We start from the raw sequence: 17443 nt of genomic DNA, 5'->3' as shown, positions 1-17443 counted from the left end.
ATGGGCACCCTCGTGACGTTGCACCTCCCACCCGGCTCGCCGATCGTCGAGCAGCCATGGGTGATCACCATCGGCTCGCTCGGCGACCTGGAGGAGTGGGAGCCCATCGTCTGCGGGCCCTATGAACACCGGCACGCGCTCGCGCTGGCCCGCGCGGTGGTCGCCGACGACGATCTGATGGCCGTGGTCGAGCCGATGCTGCCGCTGGACGGGGTGGACGCGATCCGCAAGGAGATCGAGCTGGCCCGGGCGGCGGCCGAGGCGCCGGACGCCGGGGACTTCGAACCCCAGCTCGCCCGGGAGCACCCCGGCGCCCCGCCGGAACCGGCCGAGGTGCTGGCCGGCTGGCGGCGGATAGCCGGGAAGCTGACCGCCTGAGCCGATGGGATACTGGCCCGCGTGCTGATCAACAGACGGTGGGCGGCGTTCCTGATCGCGGTGGGCGTGTGGACCTGGATCATCTGGCCCCGGTTCGGGCTCGCCATCTGGAACGACGACCGCTCGTTCGACGGTGGCGCGCCGACCTCGTTCCTCTGGGTGCACGCCCTGCTGATCACGGCCTCGCTGGCGATCGGCACCACGGTCGGCGTCCTCGGCGTCCGGGCCTGGCGGCGGGCCGCAGATTAACGCAGTGTTTCCCGTCACCGTCGCAATTCCCACCTGAACCAGCCGAAAGCGACGTGCCACCACCAGGGTGGTTGCGGCGGTATAACGGTGCGCCAACAGTCCGTACCGATGCCCTTGCGGGGTGCTGGCCCGGGGATACGCTCCCGACCTGAGATTCACCCGGGTAAACAGGGCCTCGGTGTGCAGCGGAAGGAGGGCGTCTTGCGCCCAGTACGTGGGAAGCGGATCGTGGCGATTCTCGCGGCAGGTGGGCTGACGCTCGCTGCCGCTGCCTGTGGTCAGGCACCGGCGGAGGCTCCGAAGACCGGTGGCAGCACCGCCGCGGGGGCCGCTTACAAGGCCTGCATGGTCACCGACCTCGGTGGCATCGACGACAAGTCGTTCAACGCCTCGGCCTGGGCCGGCCTGCAGGCGGCGAAGACCGAGGCCAGCAACGTCGACCCGAAGTTCGTGGCGTCCTCCTCCGAGGCCTCCTACGAGCCGGGCCTGCGCGGTTACGTCACGCAGAACTGCAACTACATCCTCGCCGTCGGCGGTCTGATGGGCGACGTGACCACCAAGGTCGCCAAGGAGAACCCCAAGTCGCAGTTCGCCATCGTGGACAGCGGCAGCGGCAACAGCAACGTCTACCCGATGCAGTTCGCGACCCACCAGGCGGCGTTCCTCGCCGGCTACCTGGCCGCGGGCTACTCGAAGACCGGCAAGGTCGCCACCTACGGCGGTCTGAAGATCGCCCCGGTGACCATCTTCATGGACGGCTTCGCCGACGGCGTCAAGCACTACAACACCGTCAAGGGCAAGGACGTCAAGGTCCTCGGCTGGGACAAAGCCGCCCAGAACGGCAACTTCGCCGAGAGCTTCATCGACCAGAACAAGGGCAAGAGCGTCACCCAGACCCTGGTCGGCCAGGGCGCTGACGTGATCATGCCGGTCGCCGGCGGCACCGGCCTGGGCACCGCCCAGGTCGCCAAGGACTCCGGCGGCAAGCTCTCGGTCATCTGGGTCGACCAGGACGGCTGTGTCAGCGCCGCGCAGTACTGCGAGGTCTTCCTGAGCACCGTCGTCAAGAACATCGAGGACGCGGTCAAGCAGTCCGTCGTCAAGGGCGCCAAGGGCGAGACCCTGTCGGCGACCCCGGGCTACGTGGGCAGCCTGGCGAACGACGGCGTCTCGCTCGCCAAGTTCAACCAGTTCGACAGCAAGGTCGACGCTGCTCTGAAGGCCGAGCTGGAGAAGCTGAAGGCCGACATCGTCGCCGGCACCGTCAAGGTCGAGTCGGCCAACGCGCCGAAGTGACCCACGGGTAGTAACATCTGGCCGCCGCCCGGCCGCGGGTAATCACCCGGGGCCGAGCGGCGGCTCGCATTCCCCCCATCCACCAGGCTTAGCTACCCGACGTCGGGAGATTCCGCTGAAACTGGAACTGCGCGGCATCACCAAGCGCTTCGGCGACCTGGTGGCCAACGACCACATCGACATCACCGTCGAGCCCGGCGAGGTTCACGCCCTGCTCGGCGAGAACGGCGCCGGCAAGTCGACGCTGATGAACCAGCTCTACGGGCTGCTCCAGCCCGATGAGGGCCAGATCATCGTCAACGACGAGCCCCGCGTCTTCAAAAGCCCCCGTGACGCCATCGCGGCCGGCATCGGCATGGTGCACCAGCACTTCATGCTCGTGCCCGTCTTCACGGTGGCCGAGAACATCGCGCTCGGCGCGGAGGAGGTGCGTGGCGGCCCGCTCGGCTGGCTCGACCGCCGCCGGTCCCGCCGCGACGTCATCGAGACCTCCCAGCGGTACGGCCTGCCCGTCGACCCGGACGCGCTGGTCGAGGACCTGCCGGTCGGCGCGCAGCAGCGCGTCGAGATCGTCAAGGCCCTCACCCGCGAGGTCGACCTGCTGATCCTGGACGAGCCGACCGCCGTGCTGACCCCCCAGGAGACCCAGGAACTGCTCGCGGTGATGCGCTCGCTCACCGCGATGGGTAAGTCCATCGTCTTCATCACCCACAAGCTCAAAGAGGTCAAGGCGATCGCCGACCGGATCACCGTGATCCGCCGTGGCCAGGTCGTCGGCACCGCCTCTCCGGACACCAGCGAGGAGGAACTGGCCGCCCTCATGGTCGGCCGCGCGGTGAGCCTCGAGGTGGAGAAGTCGCCGGCCGAGCCCGGCCGCAGCGTCCTGAAGATCGAGGGCCTGGTGGTCGACGACGACCGGGGCGTCCGCGCGGTCGACGGCGTCGACCTGGAGGTCCGCGCCGGCGAGGTGCTCGGCATCGCGGGCGTTCAGGGCAACGGCCAGACCGAACTCGTCGAGGCCGTGATGGGCCTGCGCGAGGTGCGCGCCGGCGCGGTCCGGCTGGACGACGACGACCTGGTCACCATGAGCACCAAGCGGATCCTGCGCTCCGGCGTCGGATACATCCCCGAGGATCGCAGCCACGACGGCGTCGTCAAGGAGTTCAGCGTCGCGGAGAACCTCGTCCTCGACATGTACGACCAGGCGCCGTACGGCAACGCGTTCAGCCTCGACCTCGGCAAGGTCGGCGGCAACGCCAAGGAGCGGATCGAGCAGTTCGACATCCGCTGCCAGTCACCGGCCACTCCGGTCGGCACGCTGTCCGGCGGCAACCAGCAGAAGGTCGTGGTGGCCCGGGAGATGTCCCGCCCGCTGCGCCTGTTCATCGCGTCGCAGCCCACCCGTGGGGTGGACGTCGGCTCGATCGAGTTCATCCACAGCCGGATCATCCACGAGCGCGACCAGGGCACCGCGGTGCTGGTGGTCTCCAGCGAACTGGACGAGGTGGTCGGCCTGGCTGACCGGATCGCGGTGATGTACCGCGGCCGGGTCCTGGCCATCGTCTCGCCGGACACGCCGCGCGAGGAGATCGGTCTGCTCATGGCCGGCATCACCGGCGACACGCCGGAGGGGGAGAAGTGACCGCGTTCCTGCGGAAGCTCTGGTCCGCGAACACCGTTGCGCTCACGTTCCTGTCGATGGTCCTGGCCGTGCTCATCGGCGCGCTCCTGATCATCGTCTCGGACGCGGATGTGCTGGCGAAGTTCGGCTACTTCACGGCCCGCCCGAGCGACGCGATCGAGTCGAGCTGGGCGGTGGTCAGCACCGCCTACGCCGACCTGCTCAAGGGCGCCTTCGGTGACCCCCAGGTGTTCTCCGCCTGGTTCGCCGGCACCGCCACCTGGCAGCAGGCGTTCGCGCCGCTGTCGGAGACCCTGACCTACGCGGCCCCGATGGTCTTCACCGGCCTGTCGGTCGCGCTCGCCTTCCGGGGCGGCCTGTTCAACATCGGCGCGCAGGGCCAGGCGGTGCTCGGCTGTGTGGCGGCCGGGATCGCCGGCTTCACGTTCGGCCTTCCGGTCGTGCTCAACCTGCTGGTCGCGCTGATCGCCGGTGTCGTGGGCGGCGCGCTGTGGGGCTTCATCCCGGGCTTCCTCAAGGCACGTACCGGGGCGCACGAGGTGATCACCACGATCATGCTCAACTACTCGGCCGGCCTCTTCCTGTCCTGGCTGGTCATCCAGCAGGGCATTCAGGCTCCCGGGCGTACCGACGCGATCAGCAAGACGGTCGCCGAGACCGCGCAACTGCCGTCGCCCGGCGGCGTGCTCCGCGTGCACCTCGGGATCATCCTCGCGGTGCTGGTCACGGCCGGTGTCTCCTGGCTGCTGAACCGCTCGGCGTTCGGTTTCGAGCTGCGGGCGGTGGGCGCCAACCCGCACGCCGCGAAGACCGCCGGCATCGGTGTCGGCAGGACGTACGTGCTGCTCATGGCGATCGCCGGTGGCCTGGCCGGGCTCGGTGGCGCCACCCAGGTGCTCGGCACGGCGCACGCGCTGACCCCCGCGGTGGCCGGCAACATCGGCTTCGACGGCCTGCTGGTCGCCCTGCTGGGCCGCAACCGCCCGTGGGGCACGCTGTTCGCCGCGCTGCTGTTCGGCGCGCTGCGGGCCGGCGGTGACCGGATGCAGTCCTTCGCCAGCATCTCCCTGGAGCTGGTCACGGTGCTCCAGGCGCTCATCGTCATCTTCATCGCCGCTCCCGCTCTGGTGAAGGCGATCTTCCGTCTGCGCGCTGCCCGGGCGACCGGGCTCGGCGCCTCCCTGGCGAAGGGCTGAGGACATGTCGACCGCGACTGTGGAGGAGCCGACCGAGGTCGTCGCCGCGCCGGAGCCGTTCTGGACCCGGCAGCGCCGTCTCGGCCTGGCCCTGATCCTGCTCGGCGGCCTGGCCGCCGCGGTGTTCGGCGCGCTGGCGCCGAGCGAGGACGCCCGGTTCACGCTGAGCGAGAACGCCGAGGGCGCCGCCCTCTCCATCAACGGCCAGTACGGCGCGGTGCTCTTCGGGGTGCTCGCCCTGGTGGCCGGCGGGGCGCTCTTCGCGGGCCTGCTCAAGCGCTGGTCGAACGCGCTGCTCAGTGCCGGCATCCTGGCCTTCGTGCTGTCCTTCCTGTGCTGGCAGGTGGCGGGCGAGTTCATGCCGCTGGTGGACACCACCGACGGCACGCTGCAACTGGCCCTGCCGCTGATCCTCGGTGCTCTCGCCGGTGTGCTCGGCGAGCGGTCCGGGGTGGTGAACGTGGCGATCGAGGGCCAGTTCCTGATGGGCGCGTTCGCCGGCGCCCTGGTCGGCACGATGGCGACCAGTGTCTGGGTCGGGCTGGTCAGCGCGGCCGTCGGCGGCATGATCATTGCCGGGATCCTGGCCGTGCTGTCGATCCGCTACCTGGTGGACCAGACGGTCGTCGGCATGGTGCTGAACCTGTTCGCGCTCGGCATCACCGGCTTCCTGTACGAGCGGCTGATGCAGCCGGACGCGCCGACCTACAACACCCCGCCTCAGATGCCCGAGTGGCGGATCCCCGGGCTGGCCGACATCCCGGTCGTCGGGCCGGTGCTGTTCGAGGCGAACCTGCTGGTCTGGGTCGCGCTCGGCCTGGTCGTGGTGATCCACTTCGGGCTCAGCCGGACCCGGTGGGGCCTGCGGACCCGCGCGGTCGGCGAGCACCCGACCGCGGCCGACACGGTGGGCATCCGGGTTCGCGGCCTGCGCTACATGAACGTGCTGCTCGGCGGCGTGGTCGCCGGTATCGGCGGGGCGTACTTCACGCTGGTGGCGACCGGCAGCTTCACCAAGAACATGACCGCGGGCGCCGGCTTCATCGCCCTGGCCGCGCTCATCTTCGGCCGGTACACACCGTTCGGGGCGTTCGGGGCGGCGCTGTTCTTCGGCTTCGCGCAGAAACTGGCCACCTATCTGGGCGCGATCGACAGCCCGGTGCCGAGCCAGTTCCTCAACATGCTGCCCTACCTGGCGACGCTAATCGCGGTGGCCGGACTGGTCGGCCGGGTCCGTGCTCCGGCGGCCGACGGTCTGCCGTACATCAAGGGCTGACGTCCGCGATGCCGTGCCGCCTGGAGACCGGCGGCACGGCATCGCTGTTTCCGCACTCATGAGAGAGCCGCTCGCCGGGAGCGGTAAAAGGTTCGTCATGGGCGCCGTCTCGCGGAGCGCGTGACGGCGTTGTCCCGTCCTACGGCAGAATCAGGTGTTATGGAGATCGACTGGGCGGCCCTGAGGGCTGCCGCCATCGAGACGATGCGGCGGGCCTACACGCCGGTGTCCGACTTTCCGGTCGGCGTGGCCGGCCTGGTCGACGACGGTCGCGTGATCGTCGGCTGCAACGTGGAGAACGCGTCCCTCGGCATGACCCTGTGCGCCGAGTGCGGGCTGGTCAGCTCGTTGCACGCGACGGGCGGCGGCCGGCTGGTGGCGATCTCCTGCGTGGACGCCACCGGAGCCCCGCTGATGCCGTGCGGCCGCTGCCGCCAGCTCCTCTGGGAGCACGGTGGCCCCGAGCTGCTGGTCGAGGCGGTGCCCCGCCCGTTGCGGATGACCGAGCTGCTGCCGCACGCCTTCGGCTATGAGGACATGGAGCGGGTGACCGGCCCGGTCGGCGGCGCCGACGTCCCCGCCGAGCTGGCGAAGTGGCGCGGCCGCGGGACGGTCTTCGTCCACCCGGACCTGTCCGGCGGCGAGACGGTCTGGACCGGGTACTGGGAGAGATCGTCCGGCGAGCCCGGATCGGCCGAGGCGAAGGGCATCCTGGAGGAGGCGCCGAACCTGGCCAGCACGGCCGCCGCGGTGGCCTGGGGCCTGGTCCGCACCCCGCGGGTCGTGGTGGTGGACGCCGAGGGCGGCCTGTCCTGGGCCGGCGAGGGCGAAGCCCCCGAGGGCATCCCCCAACGCTGGGAGGACCCGGCATGATCAACTGCTGGGGCGCACGCCGCGAGAGCATGCCCGAGGGAGAACAACGATGAGTGCTTTTGCCGCAGTGGACGTCATCCGGGCCAAACGGGACGGCCAGGTGCTGTCCGACGCCCAGATCGACTGGGTGGTCGACGCCTACACCAAGGGCGTCGTCGCCGACGAGCAGATGTCGGCGCTCGCCATGGCGATCCTGCTGCGCGGCATGACGCCCGCCGAGATCGCCCGCTGGACCGCCGCGATGATCGCCAGCGGGGAGCGGCTCGACCTCTCCGGGGTGTCCCGGCCGACCGCCGACAAGCACTCCACCGGCGGCGTCGGCGACAAGATCACCCTGCCGCTGACCCCGCTGGTCGCCGCGTGCGGCGTGGCCGTGCCGCAGCTCTCCGGCCGCGGCCTGGGTCACACCGGCGGCACCCTGGACAAGCTGGAGTCGATCGCGGGCTGGCAGGCCCGCATCTCCAACGACCAGTTCAAGAGCCAGCTGGACGAGATCGGCGCGGTCATCTGCGCCGCCGGCGAGGGCCTGGCCCCCGCCGACCGCAAGCTCTACGCGCTGCGTGACGTCACCGGCACCGTCGAGGCCATCCCGCTGATCGCCAGCTCGATCATGAGCAAGAAGATCGCCGAGGGCACCGGCGCGCTGGTCCTGGACGTCAAGGTCGGCACCGGCGCGTTCATGAAGGACCTGGCCATGGCGCAGGAGCTGGCCCGCACCATGGTCCAGCTCGGCAAGGACAGCGGAGTCACCACGGTCGCCCTGCTCACCGACATGAGCACTCCGCTCGGCCTGGCCATCGGCAACGCCAACGAGGTCGCCGAGTCGGTCGAGGTCCTGGCCGGCGGCGGACCGTCCGATGTGGTGGAACTCACGCTCGCCCTCGCCCGCGAGATGCTCGCCGCCGCCGGCGTCGACGCCGACCCGGAGAAGGCCCTGGCCTCCGGCGCGGCGATGGACACCTGGCGGGCGATGATCCGGGCACAGGGCGGCGACCCGGACGCGACACTGCCCACGGCCGCGCACACCGAGGTGCTCCGGGCCACCGCGGACGGCGTGGTGACCTCGATCGACGCGTACGGCGTCGGCATCGCCGCCTGGCGTCTCGGCGCCGGCCGGGCCCGCAAGGAGGACCCGGTCAGCTTCGGCGCCGGAGTGCAGCTCCGGGTCCGCCCCGGTGACCGGGTCAAGGCCGGGGACGTCCTCCTGGAACTGCGCGCCGACGAGGAGTCCCGGATCCCGGCCGCCCGCGACGACGCCGCCGGAGCGATCACGGTCGGCACCGAGCCGCCCGCCCCTTCCCCGCTCCTGCTCGACCGCATAGCCTGAGCCGCCATGGAAAAGGCCGTCCCCGACCCCCGCGCGGTCCGCGAGGCGAGTCTCGACGAACTGGCGCGCCTCGGCCTGCCTCTGCCCCCGCTGGCGTTCCCGCTGGTCTGGGAAGAGGGTGACACCGTCGAGCTGCGCAACACCGCGGAGCTGGAAGCCCGCGCCGCGGTGCTGCACGTCGTCGTGGCCCGCTGCTTCGGCATGCCCACCGAGGCGGCGATGAGCTGGCTGCTCGGCTCACACCTGGTCGAGCTGGTCACCCCGCCGGAGTGGCAGTTCGTGATCGGCGCGAAAGGCGACCACCGGTCTTTCGTGCTGCACCACGACGCGGTCTTCGCGCTGGCCTGGCTGCTCGGCCTGAGCCGGCACCTCGATCCCACGGTGCCGCCGGACGACCGGCTGATGGCCCAGATGCCCGACCTGCCGGCGGGGGAGAGCTTCACCAGCTGGCGGTCCCGGTCCCTGGTCGCGGTCCGGGACCCGGCCGAGGCCGCGGTTCTGCTCGACCTCTACTACTGCCTCGACTGGGCCTTCCAGGAGGCCGAGCAGAACGGCCGGTCACTGCCGGGCGAGGTGGACAGCAACGCGATCGGCCAGCGCCGCTGGGCGCTCGAGTGGGCCGTCGTCTTCCGCGGCCCCTACCACGAGAAACCCCCCGAGTGGGAAGAAGTCGATCTCTCGGTCTGAAACCCCCCTCTCTGGTACGGCCACCGGGCGTACCAGAGAATCCGGGTCGCCCCCACGCTGTCCCGGCGACGTCCGCGCCGCACCGGGCCGCCGCGCCGCCGCCGGGCATGGCGGTCAGCGCGGCCGGTAGGCCGTGACGTCGACGGCGGCCGTCACCGTCAGATCGTGGGTGGGCAGGTCGTCCACGGGCACGTGCCGGGCGCTGGGAGTCATCCCGATCAGGGTGCGGGCCTCGGCCGCGGTCAGTCTCAGCTCGCGGCGGTGGGTGCCGGTGGTCACCCGCGTGAAGTGCTCGCCGAGGCTGCCGCTGACCCGGGCCGCCTTCTCCGGGTCCACCTGGATCAGCCCGTGCGCGGTGACCAGTTCGGCCAGGTGGTCGGCCGCCGGGGTGACCACCAGCAGCACGCCGTCCGGGCGCAGCACCCGGCGGTACTCCGGGCCGTTGCGCGGCGCGAACACGTTCAGGACCACGTCGGCCACCGCGTCGGCGACCGGCAGCGGCCGCCACAGGTCGGTCAGCACCGCCGCGGCCCGGGGATGAGCCTTCGCCGCCCGTCGCAGCGCCGGTTTCGAGACGTCCAGGCCCAGACCGATCGCTTCCGGCGAGGCGTCGAGGAACCGGGCCAGGTAGTCACCGGTGCCGGTGCCGGCGTCCAGCACGAGACCACCGGCCCGGTGCGCGGCCAGCGCCTCGGCGACGAAACGGTAGTGCCCGGCGGCCAGGAATCCGGTTCGGTCGGCCACCATCTCGGCGCTGTCGCCGGTGTGCGGGAGGCGTCCGGCGCTGAGGTCCGCGTACCCCTGCTTCGCCATGTCGAAGCTGTGCCGGCGCGCGCAGCGCAGCGACCGCTCCTGGCGGGACAGTGTGTCGCGGCACACGGGGCACCGCAGATACGGAATTGCTCCGTCGATCATCCAGGGCTTCCCTCTAGGCTCTTCTGATGGCTGGCATCGCACACTCCGACATCATCAAGGCCCCGAAGGTTCTGCTGCACGACCACCTGGACGGTGGATTGCGGCCGGCCACCATCGTCGAACTGGCCGAGGCGGTGGGGCATGAACTGCCGACCCGCGATCCGGACCGGCTCGGCGAGTGGTTCGTCGCGGCCGCCGACTCCGGTTCGCTGGAACGGTACCTGGAGACCTTCGCCCACACCGTGGCGGTCATGCAGACCGAGGAGGGTCTGCACCGCGTCGCCCGGGAGTGCGCCCTCGACCTGGCCGCCGACGGCGTCGTCTACGCCGAGATCCGGTACGCCCCGGAACAGCACCTGGAGCGCGGGCTCACCCTGGACCGGGTGGTCGAGGTGGTCCACGCGGGGTTCCGTGAGGGTTCCGCCGAAGCCGCGGCGAACGGCACTCCCATCCGGGTCGGGACCCTGCTCACCGCGATGCGTCACGCCGCCCGCTCGCAGGAGATCGCCGAGCTGGCGGTCCGCTACCGGGACACCGGCGTGGTCGGTTTCGACATCGCGGGCGCGGAGGCCGGGTTCCCTCCCACCCGGCACCTGGACGCCTTCGAGTACCTGCAGCGCGAGAACTTCCACTTCACCATCCACGCCGGCGAGGCCTTCGGTCTGCCCTCGATCTGGCAGGCTCTGCAGTGGTGCGGCGCGGACCGGCTGGGCCACGGGGTCCGGCTGGTCGACGACATCACGGCCACCCCGGACGGGCCGAGCGCCGCGTCGGCGACCGGTGGCACCCAGGCGGCGCCGCCGGTGCTGGGGCGCCTCGCCTCCTACGTCCGGGACAAGCGGATCCCGCTGGAGATGTGCCCGTCGTCGAACGTGCAGACCGGTGCGGCGGCGTCGATCGCCGAGCACCCGATCAAGCTGCTGCACGATCTCCGGTTCCGGGTGACGGTCAACACTGACAACCGGCTGATGAGTGGCACGTCGATGACACGGGAGATGACTCTGCTGACGGAGGCGTTCGGGTGGGGCTGGATGGAACTGCAGTGGCTGACCATCAATGCCATGAAGTCCGCTTTCATCCCGTACGACGAGCGCCTGGTGCTCATCAACGAGGTCATCAAACCGGCGTACGCCAAACTGTTGGCATGAGATTGCACTATGTCCGGTAATAGCCGGATCTGAACGAACGTACGTCATAAGAAATCAACCGTCAGCCTCTGGGGCCCCGCCGTTCGGCTAGACTGCCGCCTGCAAAGTCGGCATACTCTGGCATCTCACCTTGCCGATCGCGGGGCACCTGAGTCATCGTGGGTCCTATCGCGATCGACTACGATCGGGACCCGGTCGGCCGGCACCCACCCCCCAAACGCTGCGCCGACCGTGAAGTGACCTTGAGAGACATGCGTTCCATCGGCAGTGAAATAGGACCGGCGATGTCCAACTACGAAGTTGCAACATCGCGTCACACAACCGGTCCGTGTCTGCCTGCTCTTTCTCTTTGACACTTGTCGTGATGGAATCTCGGGGGCCCGACGTCGGCGAGTCGGCCGTGTGCGGTGTCTGGCGTGCCGAATGCCGGACCCGAATCAGGAGGACGGTGACGTGAGCAAGCGCCCCAGTAGCGCGAATGGCGTCATGTCGCGTCTGCGGCGACCCGCGGGTCGGCTGCGAGACCTACCCATCTGGTCCAAACTTGGCCTCATCATGCTGGTGCCGACGGTGGCAACGATCATCGTCGGTGTCAACGGCCTCGTGGACCACATCGACGAAGCCAGTAACGCGGAGCGCGCACGCACCCTATCGGTGCTCTCCGAGGCCGCCGGTGGTCTGGTCGACCACCTGCAGGCCGAGCGCACGTACGGCGTCATGATCGCCAAGTCGCCCAAGGGCGCCGAGCCCTTCAACAACGCGGTCAAGCTCTACAACGAGGAGCACCGGAGCGTCGACGACGCCAAGGCGCCCTACGTTCAGCAGCGAGCCGCGCTGGAGGACGTTCCGGAGAACGTGGGCACACTGTTGCTCCGCCTGGAACGCAACCTGGAGGACCTGCCGGTGCTCCGGAGCCGCGTCGCCAAGGGCGACGAGGCGCCGGACCAGATCCTGCAGACGTACGACACCCTCATCGACGACCTGCTCCAGGTCCGTGACATCTCCGCGCAGCTCGCCAACGACCAGGAGCTGAGTGACCACCTGCGGGTGGTGGCCGCGGTCGCCAGGGCGAAGGACTACATCGCCCAGCAGCGCTACCTGGGCCAGACGTTCGTGGCGGACCAGAAGTTCGACAACCGCGACCGCCGCGACCTGCTGCAGACGCAGACCGGTTACAAGCTCGCGGCCGAGACCCTCGAAGCCGTCGGCACCGCGGACGAGCTGAACTTCTTCAACAACACCGTCACCGGTCCGAAGAAGCAGGCCGCGGAGAACTACATCGCGCCCCTGGAGTTCCGCCAGGCGCAGGCGACGGGGAACCTCCCGTTCGACTCCGCACAGTGGGAAGAGGCGCTGGCCGGCTACAACACGCTCTTCCGCCAGGTCGAGGTCGAACTCGACAAGCGGATCGTGGCCGACGCCACCGTGCTGCGCAACGAGACGAACCAGAAGGTCTTCCTGGAGACGAGCCTCCTGCTCGGCATGCTCCTGTTGGCCATCCTGTTCGCCTGGTTGGTCGCCCGGTCGATGGCCCGGTCGCTGCGTGAGCTCCGCCAGGGCGCGCTCGCCGTCGCCCAGTTCGGCCTGCCGCACGCGGTGAGCCGGCTGCGTGACCCGGCGCTCTCCGCGTCGCTCACTCCGGCACAGGTCGCCGACCAGATCGCCGAGCCACTCCCGGTCCGAAGCCGGGACGAGTTCGGGCAGGTGACCGAGGCGTTCAACGCGGTCCACCTGGAAGCGGTGCGTACCGCGGCCGAGCAGGCCGCGCTCCGTTCCTCGGTCGCGACGATGTTCGTCAACCTCGCCCGCCGTTCGCAGATCCTGGTCGACCGGCTCATCGGTCACCTGGACCGCCTGGAGCGCGGCGAGGAAGACCCGGACCGGCTGGCCGAGCTCTTCCAGCTCGACCACCTCGCCACCCGAATGCGCCGTAACGACGAGAACCTCCTGGTTCTCGCGGGCGCCGACTCGACCCGTGTGCAGCGGGAGCCGGCCGCCCTGATCGACGTGCTCCGGGCGGCGCAGTCCGAGGTCGAGCACTACACCCGCATCGAGTTCGGCATGATCGACCGGGACATCGAGGTCGCGGCGCACGCCGTGAACGACATGGTGCACCTGGTCGCCGAGCTCTTCGACAACGCGACCGCGTTCTCCCCGCCGAACTCGAACGTGCTCGTCGAGGCCCGGCGCCTCGGTGACCACGCCGTGCTGACCGTCGAGGACCACGGCATCGGCATCAGCCGTGAGCAGTTGCGCGACCTGAACGAGCGGCTCGCCAACCCGCCCACGGTGGACGTCGCCGTCTCCCGGATGATGGGCCTCGTCGTGGTCGCCCGGCTGGCGAACCGGCACAGCGTCCGGGTCGAGCTCCGGCCCGCCGACCGTGAGCGCGGCACCGTCGCCGAGGTGGGTCTGCCCGCTTCGGTCCTGGCCGCGGCGGCTACCGCCCAGGTCCAGTCACGGAGTTCGTTCGACGGCGGTCCCGGCTCCGGCCTGCCGAGCTTCGGTGAGCCCCTGGCTCTGGAGAGCGGCTACCCCGGCTCCAACGGGTCCAACGGGTCCAACGGCCCGGTTCCGGCCTGGTCCGACCTCACCGGCGCGCCCCCGGTCGGCTTCGGCGGATTCAACGCCGGTGGCTTCAACGGCGGCGGGTCCAACGGGTCCAACGGCGGCGGCTTCAACGCGGCGAACGGCTCGGCCAACGGTTTCCACGGCCCGCGCAGCAACGAGGTCATCCCGCCGTTGCCGTCCGGTCCGCAGGGCTTCGCCGGCCTGGACGAACTGGCCGAGCGCCGCAACGGCGACTTCCGGCCCGACGGCGACGCCAACGGTTTCGGCGCGACCATTCCGCGCCAGCTTCCGGCTAACCCCGAGAGCTACAGCCGCAACGCGTTCATGCCGCCGGTCTCGGCGCCCCCGGTGCCCCCGGTCTCGGCGCCGCCCGTCTCGGCTCCGCCGGTGTCGGCTCCGCCGGTGTCGGCGGCTCCGGTCTCCGCGGGCCCGGCCGAACCGATCTCGGCCTCGCCGACCTCGGGATCGCCGGCCGACCAGCGCAGCCCGTACGCCTCGGCGCCGCCGGCCTGGCCGCCGGTCGCCGCGGAACGCGAGCACCCCGCCCCGCACGTGCCGGAGAACCTGGCCGCCGCGCTCGACATGACTGCCGAGATCCCGCGGTTCCGCCCGGAGAGCTTCGACGCGCAGCCGCAGGTGGCCCGCCCGGCCAACCCGCAGACGGCGCCGGTGTCGCCCGCACAGGCGGCTCCGTCGACGCCGGTGGAGGCCCAGGCCACCGCCGCCGCACAGATGGCCTCGGCCCGCGAGGGCGCGGTGCCGTTCGCTGACGAGACGATGGAGCTGCCGATCTTCCGGGAGCTCGAGTCGGCCTGGTTCATCACGGTGCCCGGCAACGAGCCCGCCCGGCCGCAGGTCTCCGGCGTCGGCGACGAGTCGGTCATCTCTCAGCGGATCTCGACCGGTGAGCCGGCCCGTACCGCGGGAGTGCCGCAGCAGGCCGCTTCACCCGAACCTCGCACCTTCGACCCCGCTACTGTTGGTGCACCGGCCGCGGCTGCGGCTGGGTACGGCAACAATGGCGCCCCCGCGGCGAACCCTTGGCGGACCGCGGCAGACGACGGCTGGCAGGCTGCCCGCGCGGCAGCCGAGGCGCCCGTCGAGGTCACCACCACGGCGGGCCTGCCGAAGCGCAAGCCGATGGCCCAACTCGTCCCCGGTGGTGTCGACCGGGGCGGTACCTCCGTCCAGCGCCGGACGCCTGAGGGGGTTCGCGGGCTACTCTCCGCGTACCACCGTGGGGTTCAGCGCGGTCGCACCAAGGAACAATCGACCAACCTGGAGGACACTCCGGGAGGGCAGCAGCCCTCGCAGGCTGGCAAGGAGCATGAGGCATGACATCTACGCAGGATCTCGGTTGGCTCCTGGCCAACTTCGCCGACCGCGTTCCCGGGGTCGCGCACGCGATCGCGGTCTCCGCCGACGGGCTGCTCCTGGCGTCCTCGCGGGACCTTCCGCGTGACCGTGCCGACCAGCTGGCGGCCATCGCGTCCGGCCTGGTAAGCCTGACCCAGGGCGCCGCGCGATGCTTTGAGGGTGGCGCCGTCCTTCAGACGGTCGTCGAGATGGACAATGGTTTCCTGTTCCTGATGTCCATCTCCGACGGGTCCTCCTTCGCGGTGCTCGCGGCGCGCAGCTGCGACGTCGGGCAGGTCGGCTACGAGATGGCTCTCCTGGTCGACCGTGTCGGTGAGGCATTGACCCCCGCGCCGCGTTCCGCGGCCGGGGTGCTGGGCTGATACGGGTAGTGAGCCGGCATGATCTACTGCTTCGTCCGGGGTCTACCACCGCGGACAGGCTCAGCCGGCTACTGGTCAAAGCTTTGATAACCAATACACTTCGAGGGGCCGAGGGAGGGGTTGAGGGTGACGATGCCTGAACGCGATGAGCCGACTGGCGCGCTGGTCAGGCCGTACGCCATGACCCGCGGTCGGACCCGGCCGAAGCTTGAGATAGCGCTGGAAGCGCTGGTCGAGACAACCGTGCGCGGCCGTTCTGGGATCAGCCGTGGCGGACAGGGTGGAAGCGAGCATCAGTACATCGCGGCGATGTGCGACGGCGGGCGAGTCCAATCGCTCGCCGAGATCGCCGCACGCATGCAACTGCCGCTCGGTGTGGCACGTGTGATCGTCGCGGACATGGCCACTGACGGTCTGGTCGCGGTTTACGAGCCCACCTCGCTCGAAGACGAGACCGACGCGGTAGGCACGGAACTGCTGGAAAGGGTGCTGAGTGGACTTCGCAGGCTCTGACATGTCGCACCGTCCCGCTGCGGGACGCGTGACATCGGCGAAGATTGTCATCGCCGGTGGCTTCGGCGTCGGCAAGACGACGCTGGTGGGGTCGGTCTCGGAGATCACCCCACTGACCACTGAGGCGATCATGACCTCGGCCGGTGTGGGTGTCGACGACAACCGGCAGGTGCCGGGAAAGATGACCACCACCGTGGCCATGGACTTCGGCCGGATCAGCATCGACCGTGACCTGATCCTCTACCTGTTCGGAACACCTGGCCAGACGCGGTTCTGGTTCATGTGGGACGAACTGGTCCGGGGGGCTATCGGTGCTGTCGTCATGGTGGACACGCGTCGGCTCGCCGACTGCTTCGCCGCCATCGACTTCTTCGAGCACCGTCGCCTGCCGTACCTGGTGGCGATAAACTGCTTCGACGGCATGCAGTACCACAACGCGCAGGACGTGCGGGACGCCTTGGCGATCTCGAGCGACGTGCCCGTCGTGAGCTGTGACGCCCGTAATCGTGAGTCGACGAAGAACGTCCTCATCTCGCTCGTCGAGTATGTGTTGACGATGCGTCGCACTCGCGCCACGGCGCCTGCCTGACCAGCAGCACCACCCGCGCGGAAACCGGTCTCACCAGGCCGGTCTCAACCAGCGCTGCTCGCCGGGCCGATGGCTCAGGCGATCAAGCCCCGCTGCGACACAGCTGAGTTCTTCAGCTCTGGATCAACCCCAGGGCTGAAGTATTCACTGCTGTGACCGGAGCGGGGCTTTCGCGCGCTTTCGGCCGGGCACAATCGTATATGAGCGGTCACCCGTTGTCATGGCTCGGCCCCAGCAACCGGATCAGCTCGCCCAGGTCGTCGATCCGGTGCTCCGGAAGGTACGAATCGGGGTCGTCCCGCAGCAGGTTCGCCCCCGGGTAGGCCGCATTGGTCACCAGCACCGGCCGCATGCCGGCCCGGCGTGCGCCGTCGTGCTCCCGGCTGCCGCCGTCACCGACGAACCAGCACTCGGACACCGGCACACCCAGACGGGCGGCGGCGGTCGCGTACAACCTCGGATCGGGTTTGCGGTGGCCCTCCTTCCAGGAGAAGACCGGCGCGTCGATCCGTGCCGCGTAGACCGTGTCCGGCCACGCCTCGCAGAGTTCGCTGGAGCAGTCGCTGAGAAGGCCCAGACGGTAATTCTGGGTCCGGAGGTGGTCGAGTACCGCGAGGGCCTCCGGACGGGGCGTGCGGAGCCTCTCAGCGCCCGAACGATGCGTTGCCACCGCACGGTCCAGCTGTTCTTCGTCCGGTTTCGCGCCGCACTCCCGGGCGATCGCGAGGAGCGTCTCCCGCGTGCTGCCGTAGGCACCCACGATCCGCCTCGGGAAGCTGCCCGCCATCGCGGCCCAGAACCGCTCCGCCGGCACCCCGAGCACCTCGGCCGTGGCCGTGAAGGCCTGTTTCCGCTGACTCTCCACAGCGGGATCGGTCAGGGTGCCGAAGAAGTCGAAGACAACACCTCGCATGCGATCATCATCCGCCACCGGCGTCCGGGGCTCCGGGCCCCGGTGGCCGGGCATGCGAGAAGGGGGGGGCCCGGGGGGGGGGGGGCGGGGGGGGGGGGGGGGGCGGGGGCGGGGGGGGGGTTGGTGGGGGG

Annotated in this window: 16 protein-coding genes; 14 read left to right on the top strand and 2 right to left on the bottom strand. The window is 70.2% G+C overall.

All coding sequences use genetic code 11. The features are described 5' to 3' along the window. The 9 genes from QLQ12_RS14370 (at position 1) to QLQ12_RS14330 (ending at position 8924) form a co-directional block, all read left to right on the top strand. Complete coding sequence (locus QLQ12_RS14370; RefSeq protein WP_282760150.1) at positions 1-378, top strand: hypothetical protein; 378 nt, start codon at positions 1-3, stop codon at positions 376-378. 21 nt (positions 379-399) lie between these two features. Beyond that, the gene (locus QLQ12_RS14365) at positions 400-627 is read left to right on the top strand and encodes an SCO4848 family membrane protein (protein ID WP_282760148.1); all 228 of its coding nucleotides are present in this window, start codon (positions 400-402) and stop codon (positions 625-627) included. A 201-nt stretch (positions 628-828) separates the two neighbouring features. Further along, complete coding sequence (locus QLQ12_RS14360) at positions 829-1923, top strand: BMP family lipoprotein (protein ID WP_282760146.1); 1095 nt, start codon at positions 829-831, stop codon at positions 1921-1923. Between the two features lie 160 nt (positions 1924-2083). Beyond that, positions 2084-3565 (top strand): ABC transporter ATP-binding protein, encoded by a 1482-nt coding sequence (locus tag QLQ12_RS14355; protein WP_328518277.1) that lies wholly within the window; start codon positions 2084-2086, stop codon positions 3563-3565. Beyond that, complete coding sequence (locus tag QLQ12_RS14350) at positions 3562-4761, top strand: ABC transporter permease (protein ID WP_282760144.1); 1200 nt, start codon at positions 3562-3564, stop codon at positions 4759-4761. Before QLQ12_RS14355 ends, QLQ12_RS14350 begins: the two co-directional genes overlap by 4 nt. A gap of 4 nt (positions 4762-4765) precedes the next feature. Further along, positions 4766-6037: an ABC transporter permease gene (locus QLQ12_RS14345; protein WP_282760142.1), complete on the top strand. Its 1272-nt coding sequence runs from the start codon at positions 4766-4768 to the stop codon at positions 6035-6037. A gap of 159 nt (positions 6038-6196) precedes the next feature. After that, positions 6197-6910, top strand: a complete 714-nt coding sequence (locus QLQ12_RS14340; RefSeq protein WP_282760141.1) for a cytidine deaminase — start codon at positions 6197-6199, stop codon at positions 6908-6910. 49 nt (positions 6911-6959) lie between these two features. Next, positions 6960-8237, top strand: a complete 1278-nt coding sequence (locus tag QLQ12_RS14335; protein WP_282760139.1) for a thymidine phosphorylase — start codon at positions 6960-6962, stop codon at positions 8235-8237. A gap of 6 nt (positions 8238-8243) precedes the next feature. Further along, on the top strand, positions 8244-8924 hold the full coding sequence (locus tag QLQ12_RS14330) for a DUF4272 domain-containing protein (RefSeq protein ID WP_282760138.1): 681 nt from the start codon (positions 8244-8246) through the stop codon (positions 8922-8924). 114 nt (positions 8925-9038) lie between these two features. On the opposite strand, the gene QLQ12_RS14325 is transcribed toward QLQ12_RS14330, so the two are convergent. Next, positions 9039-9839 carry a putative RNA methyltransferase gene (locus QLQ12_RS14325; protein ID WP_282760137.1) on the bottom strand — a complete coding sequence of 267 codons (801 nt, stop codon included), beginning with the start codon at positions 9837-9839 and terminating at the stop codon, positions 9039-9041. A gap of 26 nt (positions 9840-9865) precedes the next feature. Here QLQ12_RS14325 and QLQ12_RS14320 point away from each other — a divergent pair, with 26 nt between their 5' ends. The 5 genes from QLQ12_RS14320 (at position 9866) to QLQ12_RS14300 (ending at position 16399) form a co-directional block, all read left to right on the top strand. Next, a complete protein-coding gene (locus tag QLQ12_RS14320) occupies positions 9866-10987 on the top strand; it encodes an adenosine deaminase (RefSeq protein ID WP_282760135.1) in 1122 nt (373 codons plus the stop codon). Positions 10988-11440: 453 nt separating this feature from the next. Beyond that, the gene (locus QLQ12_RS14315) at positions 11441-14896 is read left to right on the top strand and encodes a sensor histidine kinase (RefSeq protein WP_282760134.1); all 3456 of its coding nucleotides are present in this window, start codon (positions 11441-11443) and stop codon (positions 14894-14896) included. After that, positions 14893-15297, top strand: a complete 405-nt coding sequence (locus QLQ12_RS14310; RefSeq protein ID WP_067706828.1) for a roadblock/LC7 domain-containing protein — start codon at positions 14893-14895, stop codon at positions 15295-15297. The genes QLQ12_RS14315 and QLQ12_RS14310 overlap by 4 nt, the downstream gene beginning before the upstream one ends. A 132-nt stretch (positions 15298-15429) precedes the next feature. Further along, complete coding sequence (locus QLQ12_RS14305; RefSeq protein ID WP_043533582.1) at positions 15430-15810, top strand: DUF742 domain-containing protein; 381 nt, start codon at positions 15430-15432, stop codon at positions 15808-15810. Between the two features lies 1 nt (position 15811). Next, entirely contained in the window at positions 15812-16399 is a 588-nt protein-coding gene (locus tag QLQ12_RS14300) for a GTP-binding protein (RefSeq protein ID WP_183222624.1), read from the top strand. Between the two features lie 208 nt (positions 16400-16607). Here the strand turns inward: QLQ12_RS14300 and QLQ12_RS14295 are convergent, their stop codons facing one another. After that, entirely contained in the window at positions 16608-17312 is a 705-nt protein-coding gene (locus tag QLQ12_RS14295; RefSeq protein WP_282760130.1) for an HAD family hydrolase, read from the bottom strand. Between the last annotated feature and the right edge of the window lie 131 nt (positions 17313-17443).

This window comes from Actinoplanes sandaracinus (genome assembly GCF_030009775.1).
Taxonomy (GTDB): domain Bacteria; phylum Actinomycetota; class Actinomycetes; order Mycobacteriales; family Micromonosporaceae; genus Actinoplanes; species Actinoplanes sandaracinus.
Note: the sequence above shows the minus strand (reverse complement) of the source record. Positions and strands in the feature narration are given on the sequence as shown.